This window comes from Glutamicibacter sp., from assembly GCF_032154645.1.
Lineage (GTDB): Bacteria > Actinomycetota > Actinomycetes > Actinomycetales > Micrococcaceae > Glutamicibacter.
This window is the reverse complement of the sequence record NZ_JALDXV010000002.1, coordinates 256,353-269,353: the sequence shown is the minus strand read 5'-3', so window position 1 is coordinate 269,353 and position 13,001 is coordinate 256,353. Positions and strand designations below refer to the sequence as shown.

Here is a 13,001-nt window from a genome sequence, read left to right as displayed (position 1 = left end):
TGGCCGTAGCTGCTGTGCTTGCTTACTGCTACGCAGCCAGGTGCCGTGAAATTGCTTCGAAGGCACGCAGGGTGGGGAACAGCTTTGACGCATCCTGGGGCAGCGGCCAGCTGGAAAGCTTGACGCCCACCAGTTTGGTCGCAGGATCCATGTAGATCATCTGGCCATGGATGCCCAACGCTACGGCGACGTTGGTCTGGCCGTTCGGGAACCAGATCTGGTTGCGGTAGCGGCCGCCGGGCATCATGTTGTCGCCGGGCGACTTGGCGAATGCATCGAAGAGCTCCTGGCTCTGAGCGAAGGTGTCATCCACCCACTCCGTGGACACTACCTGCTTGCCGGTCAGTGCACGGCCCCCGTTGACGTAGATGTGACCGAAGCGTGCCAGGTCGCGCAGCGTGGCGTTCAGCCCGCCGTCGAACATGCCCGTGCCGAACTGGTCCACACCCATCACCAGGTCCTGCTGGGCGCCGATCTTTGCCCAGACATACTCGGAGAGCAGCTCGCGCATCGGGGCGCCGCCGGCGGATTCTGCAATCCAGCCGAGCACGTCGGTCTCGCAGGAGCGGTACTCGAAGACCCCACCATGCGGGCCCTTGGCCTTGAGCGTGAGCAGGAAGTCGTACATGCCCACCTGGCCGATGGCACCGCGGGCCGGTGCCCAGCCGATGGCTTCTTCCAGCAGGCGCACCTCGGCGTTCGGGTCGAGGTATTCCTCGGAGAACTTGATGCCCGATCGCATGTCGAGGATGTCCCGGACCTTGGCGCCGGCATAGCCGCTTTGACGCAGGGCCGGAACATAGGTAGAGGCAAGCTCGTCGACATTGAGCTTGCCCGCATCCTGCAGCGCACCGATGACCGTGCCGACCAGGGTCTTGCTGACCGACATCAGCAGGTGGTCGGTCGTGGAGGTCATGGTGTTGTTGTATTTTTCCCAGAGGATCCTGCCATTGTGCATGACAAGGAATCCATCGGTGTTGGTGGCGTGCAAAACGCCGCGCACCGTCTGCGACGGGTCGGTGTAGTTTGCCTTGGCAACCTCTAGCTTTCCCAATTCAGCTTCGGAAATATGCAGCTTAACAATCGGTCCATCACCCCGGGAAACCTTGGCGGTGGGATGGATGCGCGCAATGTTTTGGAAAGAGCGCTGGATGTTTTCTGGATACTGCCAATTTGCGATGGTCAACGGACCCTGCGAAGCCGTGCTCGCAGGGTCCGTGCCCTCGACGGTGATACCGCTAGTTGTCGTCGTCTGACTCGGCGGGAGGGACGTCGATACCGCGGTAGTGGGATCTGATGGAAGAGATGAGGTGTTTGGCATCAATGGAGAGTCTGGTTTTCTTCTTACCCGTGAACTGTAACTTGGCCTTGGTGACAAGGATCCCAAGATCGGCCCCCTTCCAACGGTAGTCTTCTACGCCGTAGATTCGTAGGAAGAACGCCTCTTTGTGATTCTGTAACTGATGCCAGTCTAGAGCAGGTCGGACGAACTGAAGTTTGCCCTTCGAATCCAGAACGTAGTTGCCGGTGCGTGGAGCATGGGTGATGTACTGGACAATGTCATCGGTTTCCTTGATGATCATGTGGCTCCAGACGTCGGCACCGGACATCTCTTCCCAGCGCTCGTTGATCTCGTCGACGTCGATAATGAAGTCGACATCGAGGTATTCGAGCAGGTGGAAAAGGAACAACGGAATATCGGCGTAGGCGCCGGCGGTCACGTTGGTGATGGCGCTGGCTCCGGAGATGCGTGGGTTCAGTTCACCCAGGTAGACGTCATCGGTGTCGGTATCAACCAGCACGTCAACCTCGAAAAAGCCGCGGTAACCGGTCTTCTGCAGGCCGTCGCCGACGCGGCGAACCAGTTCGGTGGCGCGGTGGCGCTGCGAATCGGTGAGTACATCCGGGTGCATTTCATTGCCGCACCAGCCGCCCTTGTACGGGGTCAATTCCTTGTAGCCGGCAAGCTCGGTCAGGATCGGGCCGACCACGGTGCCGTTGCGGGTGAGCACAGCTTCAACTGCCACCGGGCGGTTGTTGATGCGCTTCATGACCTTGATGTCTTCATCAATAATGTGCTTGGAATACTGGTTCCAAGTTTCTTCAGATGTGATGAAGAACGTAGTTTTTCCCGAGTCGCCATAGGGGGTCTGCACCACGAGGTCGCTGCCGAGGTTGGCCTTGTCTGCCAGCTTCTGCAGTTCCTTGTAGGTCGAAGCGCGGCCGAGGATGTTCGGCACCGATGGAGCTCCGGCTTCGTTGCCCAGCTGGGTGGTGACGATCTTTGAATCAAGCTCGTTGCGCAGTTCGGCCGAAGGCAGGATCAGGTCGTAGCCCAATTCCTCGCAGATTGCTTCGGTTTCCTCGTCAAAGAAGACCATGGCAATCTTCGGGCGTGGACCGCCCGGGGTGCGGCGGGCGTCTATGTATTCGCGGACTTCTGCGTTCTCCAGCAGCCAGTTGTTGATTTCCTCGGCGCTCTGGAATTCGATGTACGGCTTCTCGCCTGGTGTGAATACGCGCGGGTGGTGTCCATCCCAACCGTCGTAATAGGTGATGTAGCTGAATTTGCGGACCCAACGGTCAAGACCCAGCAGGTTCACCGGAGTGGCGCCAAAAAAATAAATTGGGGTTTGGTTGGTGCGGAAGAAATGGCGAATTTCGCTCATATTCTTCAGTGGCCTTCCGAAAGGCAAAACCACGGGCGCCTGATCAAATGAATCCTCTTCAATATATGCAGCATCCATAGCTACATTTGCACTCAGTTCTTCAACTGCCTGAATTTGACTGCGTAATTTGGAGAGCTCGCTTGGCTTAGGAATACGTGGACGTGAAACCGAGACTGAGGCTTCTGAAATATTGGCCATGGTGCAGGTGGATCCTTTGGTGACGGTCAATAGACAGTTTGTTGCTGAAAAGCTTTTACAAGAACTATTTTATGATCGAATTTGCCGGTAAATCCAACGCGGACTTGCTGAAAACAAATGGTGAACAATTTGTTACTAATGTGAACTGGTGACTTTGTCGTAGTCAGATATGCTATGGAAAAACTATACTCAAAAGTAACATCGTAAAAATGGGTCATTTTTCATTTGTGGAATATTTATTATTAAGTCAGTTACTGCATTTTATCGGCCAACGGTTGACAAAAAACTTGTTTCTTCAAATTTAAAACCTGCTTTTTCAAGCACCTCGCTGCGCACCTTGCGTCCGGTGAGCACCACGCGGGCGTTGTTGCCCATGACGGCGGCCCCGAGCTTGGGAAGCAGCGAACCGGTGGGAAGACCCGGCATTCCTGCCAGCGAACGCAGCTGCGCCATGATTTCTTCATTGCGCAACGGGTTCGGCGCCGTGGCGTGGACGATGCCGTCGGGGATGTGCGGCTGCTCCAAGCCCAGTAGGCAGCGGATCACGCGTAGCCAATCTTCCATGCCGATCCAGCTGAACCACTGCTTGCCATGGCCGAGCTTGCCGCCCAGTCCGATATTGGTCAGCAGGTTCAGCGGGCCAAGCAACGGTGCATCCGGGTGCATCACCAGTGAGGTGCGCAGGATGTAGCTGTGTTTGGCATTGACCTTCGCATCGGTGAATGCCTGCTCCCAGGCCGAGGCGACGCCTGTCATTTCCGGCAGCGCCCGTTCGCCGGTGGGAATAGGGGAGGACTCTGTCAGCTCCGCCTCTCCCGCATCTCCGAAGATTGCGGTGGTGCTCGACTGGATCCAGGTCTTCAATTCTTCGCGCTTAGCCACAGCCTCGGCCAGGGTTTGGGTGGTGAGCACCCGGGAGTTTGTCAGCTCGGCAATATTTTCCGGGGTATTTCGCTTGTCCACGCGTTCGCCGGCAAGGTTGACCAGATGCACCGGGCGGTCGCTGTGGAATGCGCCGATCCAGGTGCCCTGGTGGATTCCGTCCCAGATGAACTGTTCGGTGGGGAAGTAGTCTTCGCGGGTGCGTGAAAGCACCGCCACCGATGCGCCGCGGCAGACCAGATCCGCCGCGAGGTTGCGGCCGAGGAAGCCGCGACCGCCGGCGATCACCACATGGGCGTCCAACTTGATGTGCGCGGTATGTGCGACCATCCGGTACAGGCGGGCCACGGCGACGGTGAAATCGTGGCACAGCGTATTGCCCACGGTGAACTTGAAGGCGGTGGTGCCAGGACCATGGATCTCAATGGTGAAGTGGAGGATGCAGCCGCCCTCGGCTTCGTCCACGCGCCAGCGCAGCACCATGCGTCCAGCGGGCTGCGGCTGGGTGAACTCGACCATGCGGGCGTCCTGATTGCGGCGGGTGATCGAACCGGCAGGGGCTGTGTTCTGGTGCAGCATGCCGAAGATCTTCCCCGGAGGCAGCAGGTCAACCTTGGTGCCCACCCCGCGCTGGTCGTCATGCACGCGGAATGAGAAGACCTTCATCCATGTCCCGGTCTGTGCCAGGTTGCCCACGATGGAATAGGCGGCATCTGCTTCGGCTGCCAAGAACTGGGACTCTGTACGCTGCCAATGTGCAAACTTCTTCATGCGGCTCATGGAGAATCCCCCTCGGTAAGTTTCTGAAACAAGCTTCCGCGAACTTACCCCCAAGCTACTATGTTGGGCGCTTCTGAGACGTAAGGCACAGGCGCCCGAAGAAAGTGTTACGAAACTGTGTCCCGAATTACTGCCAAGTCATACTCCAACCCGGTGGAGGAATATCCGGGAACACCTCGATAGCCTGAGGTTTTTAGGCCAACAGGTGAAGGGGAACGTAGGTGGATAGGGCGCCGCTATTAATTCTCTGGGATCTAGATCAAACATTGCTGAACCCTGCCGGTTTTGGCAGGCGTGCCATGCATGCAGCCTTCGCCCAACTCTTTGATGACCCGGCCCCGGAAGGTATCAGTTTCTCGGGACGTACCGACAAGGCGATCCTGCGCGAACATATTCAGCGTGCGGCGCCCGGTAGCGAACATCTACAGGCCGAACTGCAGCGGCTTTCCTGCGACTATGCACGGTCCCATGCGCGGGACTTCGCCGCGCAGGGCGGGGTGGCGCTTCCCGGCGCCATCGAAGCCTTGGCCCTTTTCGCGCGGCAGCAACATCTGATCCAGTCGGTGCTCACCGGCAACTTGCGAACCATCGGAGAAATCAAGATCGAGCAGATCGGTGCCGCGGACTACCTGGACCTGGACATCGCGGCCTATGGAGATGAGCACGAGGTGCGCGCAGAACTTGTCACCGCTGCGGTGACTGCGGCGCAGACAAAATACAACTGCCAGATTCCGGCCGAAAAGGTGGTGCTCATCGGCGACACTCCGCTGGATGTGCAGGCGGCCAAGGCTGTGGGGGCTAGGGTGCTGGGCGTAGCCACCGGTGATTTCGACGCCCATGAACTTTCGGCGGCGGGTGCTGACGCGGTCTTCGACTCGCTGACCCCGGCGCAGCAGCTGCTCGATGCGCTGGAGGCATAGCAAAGCTCCCGCCGCCGATAACGGCGACGGGAGCTGAACTTTCGCAGTGCTGGGTGGCGCTAGACGGTGACCTTGGCACCGACCTCCTGCTCCATCTCGGTGAATTCTTCCTGGATGGTGTCGTTCTCCTTGTAGGTGGCACGGGAGACCAACCAGGCGACCAGCAGGTTCAGCGCGAAGCCCGGAACGATCTCGTACATGGCATCCGACAGGACATCGATGTTGCCCCAAACGAACACGACCACGGCACCGGTGATCATGCCGGCGAAAGCGCCGACGGCGCTCAGCTTGCGCCAGTACAGGCTCAGCAACACGATCGGACCGAAGGCGGCGCCGAAGCCAGCCCAGGCGAAGGCGACCAGGTCGAGGATGGAGGAGTTCGGGTTTAGTGCCAGCAGCAGTGCGATCACGGCGATGGTCAGCACGCCGGTGCGGCTGAGTGTAATCAGCAACTTCGGCGAAGCCTTGCGACCGGAGATGTTGTACAGATCTTCGATCAGTGCCGAGGAGCAGACGATCAGCTGCGAAGACATGGTGGACATGATGGCCGCCAGCACGGCTGCAAGAACCAGGCCTGCAACGAATGGGTGGAAGAAGGTCTGGCTCAGCAGCAGGAACACTGTCTCGCTGCGGGACTCGCCCAGCGGCGCATCGGCAAAGTAGGCGATGCCGATCAGTGCGGTGCAGATCGCGCCGGCGGTGGTCAGGAACATCCAAGAGATGCCGATGCGGCGGGCGCTCTTGGCTTCTGCAGGGGTGCGCAGTGCCATGAAGCGCACGATGATGTGCGGCTGGCCGAAGTAGCCGAAGCCCCAGGCGGCGGTGGAGAAGATCGCGACGATGGCAAGGAAGGCGCTGTTGGTCTCGAAGGAGGAGAACAGGTTGAAGGCCTCCGGGTTCACCTCGCGGATGCGCTCGCCCAGGGTGGAGATGTCGCCCACCTGGGTGATGGCCACGATGGGCACGGCGATCAGCGCGGCGAACATCAAGATGCCCTGGACCATATCGGTCAGCGAGGCGCCGAGGAAGCCGCCGAACAGGGTGTAGAGCAGGGTGATGCCAGCGACGAAGATCAGGCCCGCCATGTAGTGCCAGCCGAAGGTCGACTCGAAGAACTTGCCTGCGGCAACCATGCCGGAGGAGACGTAGAAGGTGAAGAACACCAGGATGATCAGCGCCGAGGCGATGCGCAGCAGGTGCGAGTTGTCCTTCAGGCGCTTTTCAAAGAAGGAGGGCACGGTGATCGCGTTCTGTGCGATCGCGGTGTAGGAGCGCAGGCGCGGTGCGACGAACTTCCAGTTCATCCAGGCGCCGATGATCAGGCCGATGGCGATCCATGCTTCGTGCATGCCGCCGAGGTAGATGGCGCCCGGCAGGCCCATGAGCAGCCAGCCGGACATGTCGGAGGCGCCGGCCGACAGGGCTGCGACCCATGGCTTCAGGCCGCGGTCCGCCAGCATGTAGTCGTCGATGTTGTTGGTGCGCCGGTAGGCGATATAGCCGATGCCGAGCATCGCACACATGTATATGGCGATCGCAATGATCTGAAAAGTCTGTGCTGACATTTTTCCTCGTAACCGATTGTGCCCGTCGGAGTGATGAACCAAGCGGGGCGCGGGTCTTGTGGTGCGAGTCACCACTATTGCATTATTTTTCGGGTTTGTCGTGGACCTAACAGCCCGCCGTTACCTTTTTGTGACCTAACTAATGCTTGGGGAGAATTTTCGCCGCATCGCTCATTCCCGGCTGCTGGTGCAGCATGGATCGCACCGCCTGAATGGCGGGGGATTGGGCCGATGAATGGCGCATGGCGGTGAAGATGGTGCGCACCGGGGCGCCGGGCAGCTCCACCGCGCGCAGCACGCTGGGATCGTTGCGCAGCACCAGGTCCGGCAGCAGCGCCACCGCATTGCCGGACTCCACCAGCTGGGCGTGGGCCTGCAGATCGGCGGTTTCATAGCGCAGGTCGGGTTCGAATCCTGCGAGCCTTGCCGACTGCTCGGCGAAATGCCGGCTGGCGGCCCCGGTCGGCTCCACGACCCATGGCAGGTTGGCCGCGTGCTCCAGCGCGGTGACGCGGTCGAACTCTGCGTTGCCTGCCCCGCCCCTGACCGGCAGGGCCAGCCTGATGGAATCATGGGTCAGCACTCGTCGGTCGAGGTTTTCATAGTGCGGGGCCGCATGCCCCGGGTACTGTTCGGCCACCACCAGATCGAAGTTGCGGCTGGAGGTTTCATGCAGCGCCTCCTCCGGTTCCTGCTGGCTCATCTCCACCCGCAGGTTCGGGTAGGTGGCGCGCAGTTCACGCAGCACCGGGGGCATGATGGCAAGCATTGCCGTTTGAAATACGGCAAGACGCACGGTGCCGGCCACCGTGGACAGCGTGGCCGCCAGCGCGGCCTCGGCGCGCTCCATGGAGTCGAGCAGCTCCTCGGTGTGCGCCACCAGCACCTGGGCCTGCGGGGTCAGCTGCAGGGTTCGTCCGGTGCGGCGCAGCAGCTCCACCCCCGCCTCCGTTTCCAGCTGGCTCAGCTGCTGGGAGACGGAAGAGGGGGAGTAGCTGAGCACGTCCGCCACCTCGGCGATCGTGCCGCGGATGCTCAGTTCCCGCAGGAGCCTCAATCGTCGCAGTTCAAGCATGGGTTCCAGCCTTATTTCGGGGTTGTGGCAGCAGTTTCAGAATACATTAGGAAAACCGAACAAAATTCTTCGGTTTTGTTCACTTTTGCTTAACACATAAAAGGGTCATACTCAATGTTGCACACAGCTTCGCGTGGCGCAGGATCCCTGTGGGGGATTGGCCGCCAGCACAGCCCAAAACGACCTGAGCGTTCGGTGCCGAACCCCCAATGTACGAACTGCATCGAAGGGACCACTAAGTGTCTTCCATCAACACCCAGCACATCGTGCCGCCGGCAGTGGACGCCGCCGGCAACGCCCTGACCACCCCGGCGGAACTTGCCGACGACGTCATCAAGCTGGTTCGCCGCTGGCTCACCGAGGCAGCGCAATTCCCCGCCGACGCCTCCGCGGCCCGCCTGGCCGGCGTGCTGAAGGACCCCAACGGCCTTGACTTCACCGTCGGGTTCGTCGACGGCGTGATCCGCCCCGAGGATCTGAACGTCGCCGCCGCGAACCTGAAGGCACTGGCGCCCAAGGTTCCGTCCTTCCTGCCGTGGTACATGCGCAAGGCTGTGGGCGTGGGCGGCTTCATGGCGCCGATCGTGCCCCAGGTCGTCGTGCCGATCGCCCGCAAGGTGCTGCGCGAGATGGTCGGCCACCTGATCATCGATGCCTCCGACGCCAAGCTGGGCGGCGCGATCTCAAAGATCAAGCGCGAGGGCGTCAACCTGAACGTGAACCTGCTCGGCGAGGCCATCCTGGGCCAGGGCGAGGCGGCCCGCCGCCTGGAAGGCACCACCAAGCTGCTGGCCCGCGAGGACGTGGATTACGTGTCCATCAAGGTCTCTTCCACCGTGGCACCGCACAACCACTGGGCCTTCGACGAGGCGGTGGAGCACATCGTCGAGAAGCTCAAGCCGCTCTACGAGCTGGCCAACAAGGGGCCTAAGAAGAAGTTCATCAACCTGGACATGGAAGAGTACAAGGACCTGGAGCTGACCATCGCGGTCTTCACCAAGATCCTTGCCATGCCAGAGTTCAAGAACCTGTCAGCCGGCATCGTGCTGCAGGCCTACCTGCCCGACGCCCTGGGCGCCATGATCCAGCTGCAGGAATTCTCCGCGGACCGCGTGGCCGACGGCGGCGCACCGATTAAGGTGCGCGTGGTGAAGGGCGCGAACCTGCCGATGGAAACCATGGAGGCGGACATCCACGGCTGGCCGCTGGCCACCTGGCACTCCAAGCAGGATTCCGACACCAGCTACAAGATGGTCATCGACTACTCGCTGCGCCCGGAGCACGTGAAGAACGTGCGCATCGGCGTGGCGGGCCACAACCTGTTCGACGTGGCGCTGGCATGGCTGCTGGCCAAGTCCCGCAACGTCACCGAGGGCATCGAATTCGAGATGCTGCTGGGCATGGCCACCGGCCAGGCCGAGGCCGTGCGCCGCGAGGTCGGTGACCTGCTGCTCTACACCCCGGTAGTGCACCCGGAAGAATTCGACGTGGCCATCGCCTACCTGATCCGCCGCCTCGAAGAGGGCGCCAGCCAGGAAAACTTCATGTCCGCGGTCTTCGAACTGGAGAAGAACGAGGCATTGTTCCAGCGCGAGAAGAACCGCTTCCTGGCCTCCCTGGAAGCTATGACCGATCAGGTTCCCGGCCCGCACCGCGTACAGAACCGCCAGGTCGAGGACGCCGAGCTGGCGGGCAAGATCGAGGCACTGAACAACGGCACCGGCTCCTTCTTCAACACCCCGGACACCGATCCGGACCTGAAGAACAACCGCGAATGGGGCCGGGCGATCCTGTCCAAGATGCAGGGATCTTCCCTGGGCAAGGACCTGGTCTCCTCCTACACCATCACCTCCTCCGGCGAGCTGGATGAAGCCATCGCCATGGGCGTGGACGCCGCAGCCGACTGGCAGGCACTGGGCTCCGCCAAGCGCGCCGAGATCCTTCACCGCGCAGGTCAGCTCTTCGAAGAGCGCCGCGCCACCCTGCTGGAGGTGCTCGGTTCCGAGTGCGGCAAGACCATCGACCAGGGCGACGTCGAGGTTTCCGAGGCCATCGACTTTGCCCACTACTACGCGGGCCTGGGCCGCGAACTGGATACCGTCGACGGTGCCACCTTCGTTCCTTCCAAGCTGACGGTGGTCACCCCGCCATGGAACTTCCCGATGGCCATCCCTGCAGGTTCCACCCTCTCCGCCCTTGCTTCCGGGTCCGCCGTGATCATCAAGCCTGCAAGCCAGGCGGCCCGCGTGGGTGCGGTCATGGTGCAGTGCCTGTGGGATGCGGGTGTGCCAAAGGACGTCCTGCAGCTGGTTTTCGTCGGCGAGCGCGAGCTGGGCACCCAGCTGGTCTCCGACCCGCGCGTCGACCGACTGATCCTCACCGGCGGCTACGAGACCGCTGAACTGTTCCGCTCCTTCCGCAAGGACCTGCCGCTGCTGGCAGAAACCTCCGGCAAGAACGCGATCATCGTGACCCCGCATGCAGACCTCGACCTTGCGGCCAAGGACGTGGTGCAGTCGGCCTTCGGCCATGCGGGCCAGAAGTGCTCGGCCTCCTCGCTGGTGGTGCTGGTCGGCTCCGTGGCTGATTCCCGCCGCTTCAACAACCAGCTGATCGACGCGGTCAAGTCGCTACGCGTGGGCTACCCATGGAACCCGGAGTCCCAGATGGGCCCGCTGATCGGCGAGCCTGGCGAGAAGCTCAAGCGCGGTTTGACCACCCTGGGCGCCGGCGAGCGCTGGGCCCTGGAGCCAAAGCAGCTCGATGATTCGGGCAAGCTGTACTCCCCGGGCGTGCGCTACGGTGTGAAGCGCGGCAGCGAGTACCACCTGACCGAGTACTTCGGCCCGATCCTGGGCGTGATGACCGCTGCAACCCTCGAAGAGGCTGTTGAACTGGTCAACGAGATCGACTATGGCCTGACCTCCGGCCTGCACTCGCTGGATCAGGACGAGCTGGGCTACTGGCTGGAGAACATCCAGGCCGGCAACATCTACGTGAACCGCGGCATCACCGGCGCCATCGTGCAGCGTCAGCCGTTCGGCGGCTGGAAGAAGTCCGCCATCGGCGCCGGCACCAAGGCCGGCGGCCCGAACTACCTGGTGGGCATGGGATCCTGGACCGATGCACCGGTGGCCAAGACCGAGCAGCTGAACACCTTCGACAATCGTCTGCTGAATGCCGCAGAGCTGAACGACATTGATGCAGCGTGGCTGAAGTCCGCCCTGGGCAGCGACAAGCTGTGGTGGAACAACGAGTTCAACCTGGCCAAGGACCGCTCCAGACTACTCGCCGAACGCAACGTGTTCCGCTACCGTCCGGTGGACGTGACCGTGCGTTTCGAGGAAGCAAGCAGCGGCCACGGCGTGGCCGAGGCGCTGCGTGTGCTGGCGGCCGGTGTGACCGCCGGTTCCCGTGTTGTCTTCTCTGCGGATGTCGATCTGCCGCGCGGTGTGCGCAACCTGCTGGCAGAGCACTCGGTCACCGTGGTGAAGGAAGATGCCGCGGCGTTCGCCAAGCGTGCAGCCAAGCTGGCGGCCAAGACCGGACCGCAGTCTTCGGCCCGCATCCGCCTGATCGGCGGGTCGGTCTCCGAGGTGGCCGAGGCCACCAACGGCAAGCCGGATGTTGCGATCTACGGTTCGAACGTGACCGGCGCCGGCCGCGTTGAGCTGCTGCCGTTCCTGCATGAGCAGGCAGTGTCCATCACCGCTCACCGCTTCGGCACCCCGAACCACCTGAGCGACGAACTGATCTAGTTCACTGCGAACTCACACGCCGCACCCGGTGCTCCCTCGAAAGAAGGGGGTACCGGGTGCGGCGTTCTTTGTGCCATAAGATAACAGTCAACGCGCCCAGAATCTTGGGCGCAGTTTCGGGGCAGCCGTCTAGAGAGATTCCTGTGACAGACAACGATTTTGAGTACAACGAATTCACCGTGGCATTTATGGGCCGGGTGCCGGATGCTGCGCAGCGAGTTCGAGAGGTGCTGGCACCGACGGGACTGATAGGCATCGTTGAAGGTCCGCACTATCAGCAGCGCAGCACCTCTGCGCAGCTGATCCTTGCAGGCCCCGAGGAAGGTACGGTGTTTGTCGCCGATGAGCAGGGAGCCGTGGCGCCGCGCACCATCGCCGAGGTGATCGATGCTCAGATCATCGCAGGTCTGCGCCCCACGGTGGCGTTCATGAATGAGGAATGCGTCTTCGGGGCTCCGCTGCCGGCGGGGCAGACCGAGGAGAACTTCCAAACCTGGGCGGTCTTCGCTGGGACTGGATTGCGCCCGGAGCACATGGTGATCGCCACCGCCAAGGACAAGGGAGCAACCTTCAACTACTGGGAGGCCGATGGCTGCGGCTTCGTCCGCTACACGGGCGAGCGGCGCTACCACCGCTTCTCCTTCCCGCCCGAGGCGGGCGTGGTGACCGGTTTGATCCCAGCGTTCGAAGACTTCAGCCTGGTGGTATTCGCCCAAGGCCTACGACTGGAATTCGAATTCAGCGACCGGATGGTTCTGCTGGAGTCCTTCCCGACGGGAAGCGAGGCGGCGCGCTGGCAGCAGGTCCTGTGGGATGACTGGTTTGATCTCACGGAGGAGACCTTCACCCAGCTGGGTCAGGCGACGGGCAACCCCCGGGCGGCCGCAGAGCTGCAGCGCCGGCTGCACACGGATTCCGGCATCGACGGGCTGCGGGAACTACTGCGGCATCTGGGGATCAGCCGCACCGTCATGGACTACGCGGTCTCTGGCCAGGCACCGCAGGGCGCCCGGATCTTTGAGCCCAAGGGGACCCTGGACCGGGTTCGCATCATCCGCAGCGAAATTGCACAGCGCACCGGGCAGAAGCCTTCTTTCGGCGCTGGTTTGCGCCTGCTCAACTCCGCGGGCTAGGTAAGCATTATTGAAACTGGA

Annotated in this window: 8 protein-coding genes; 3 read left to right on the top strand and 5 right to left on the bottom strand. The window is 61.6% G+C overall.

The window, feature by feature from the left end; genetic code table 11:
* Nucleotides 1-28: 28 nt before the first annotated feature.
* The 3 genes from RUH64_RS03095 to RUH64_RS03085 all read right to left on the bottom strand — a co-directional run bounded on the left by RUH64_RS03095 (nucleotide 29) and on the right by RUH64_RS03085 (nucleotide 4,529).
* Nucleotides 29-1,186 (bottom strand): serine hydrolase, encoded by a 1,158-nt coding sequence (locus RUH64_RS03095; RefSeq protein ID WP_313811212.1) that lies wholly within the window; start codon nucleotides 1,184-1,186, stop codon nucleotides 29-31.
* Nucleotides 1,187-1,238: 52 nt separating this feature from the next.
* Nucleotides 1,239-2,669, bottom strand: a complete 1,431-nt coding sequence (locus RUH64_RS03090) for a biotin carboxylase (protein WP_313811211.1) — start codon at nucleotides 2,667-2,669, stop codon at nucleotides 1,239-1,241.
* A 459-nt stretch (nucleotides 2,670-3,128) separates the two neighbouring features.
* Nucleotides 3,129-4,529 (bottom strand): NAD-dependent epimerase/dehydratase family protein, encoded by a 1,401-nt coding sequence (locus tag RUH64_RS03085; protein ID WP_313811210.1) that lies wholly within the window; start codon nucleotides 4,527-4,529, stop codon nucleotides 3,129-3,131.
* A 221-nt stretch (nucleotides 4,530-4,750) separates the two neighbouring features.
* Here RUH64_RS03085 and RUH64_RS03080 point away from each other — a divergent pair, with 221 nt between their 5' ends.
* Nucleotides 4,751-5,449, top strand: coding sequence for an HAD family hydrolase (locus tag RUH64_RS03080; protein ID WP_313811209.1), 699 nt, complete (start codon nucleotides 4,751-4,753; stop codon nucleotides 5,447-5,449).
* A 59-nt stretch (nucleotides 5,450-5,508) separates the two neighbouring features.
* On the opposite strand, the gene putP is transcribed toward RUH64_RS03080, so the two are convergent.
* A complete protein-coding gene (gene putP / locus RUH64_RS03075) occupies nucleotides 5,509-7,014 on the bottom strand; it encodes a sodium/proline symporter PutP (RefSeq protein WP_313811207.1) in 1,506 nt (501 codons plus the stop codon).
* Between the two features lie 139 nt (nucleotides 7,015-7,153).
* Nucleotides 7,154-8,089 carry a LysR family transcriptional regulator gene (locus tag RUH64_RS03070; protein WP_313811205.1) on the bottom strand — a complete coding sequence of 312 codons (936 nt, stop codon included), beginning with the start codon at nucleotides 8,087-8,089 and terminating at the stop codon, nucleotides 7,154-7,156.
* A 239-nt stretch (nucleotides 8,090-8,328) separates the two neighbouring features.
* On the opposite strand from RUH64_RS03070, the gene RUH64_RS03065 reads away from it, so the two are divergent.
* Nucleotides 8,329-11,847, top strand: a complete 3,519-nt coding sequence (locus RUH64_RS03065) for a bifunctional proline dehydrogenase/L-glutamate gamma-semialdehyde dehydrogenase (RefSeq protein ID WP_396275972.1) — start codon at nucleotides 8,329-8,331, stop codon at nucleotides 11,845-11,847.
* A 143-nt stretch (nucleotides 11,848-11,990) separates the two neighbouring features.
* On the top strand, nucleotides 11,991-12,980 hold the full coding sequence (locus RUH64_RS03060) for a hypothetical protein (protein ID WP_313811204.1): 990 nt from the start codon (nucleotides 11,991-11,993) through the stop codon (nucleotides 12,978-12,980).
* Nucleotides 12,981-13,001 lie beyond the last annotated feature (21 nt).

What these genes read in the sequence shown, in the direction of transcription:
- RUH64_RS03090 (WP_313811211.1), bottom strand. Translation starts at nt 2,669, where the DNA reads ATGAGCGAAATTCGCCATTTCTTCCGCACCAACCAAACCCCAATTTAT.
- RUH64_RS03070 (WP_313811205.1), bottom strand. Translation starts at nt 8,089, where the DNA reads ATGCTTGAACTGCGACGATTGAGGCTCCTGCGGGAACTGAGCATCCGC.
- RUH64_RS03085 (WP_313811210.1), bottom strand. Translation starts at nt 4,529, where the DNA reads ATGAGCCGCATGAAGAAGTTTGCACATTGGCAGCGTACAGAGTCCCAG.
- putP (WP_313811207.1), bottom strand. Translation starts at nt 7,014, where the DNA reads ATGTCAGCACAGACTTTTCAGATCATTGCGATCGCCATATACATGTGT.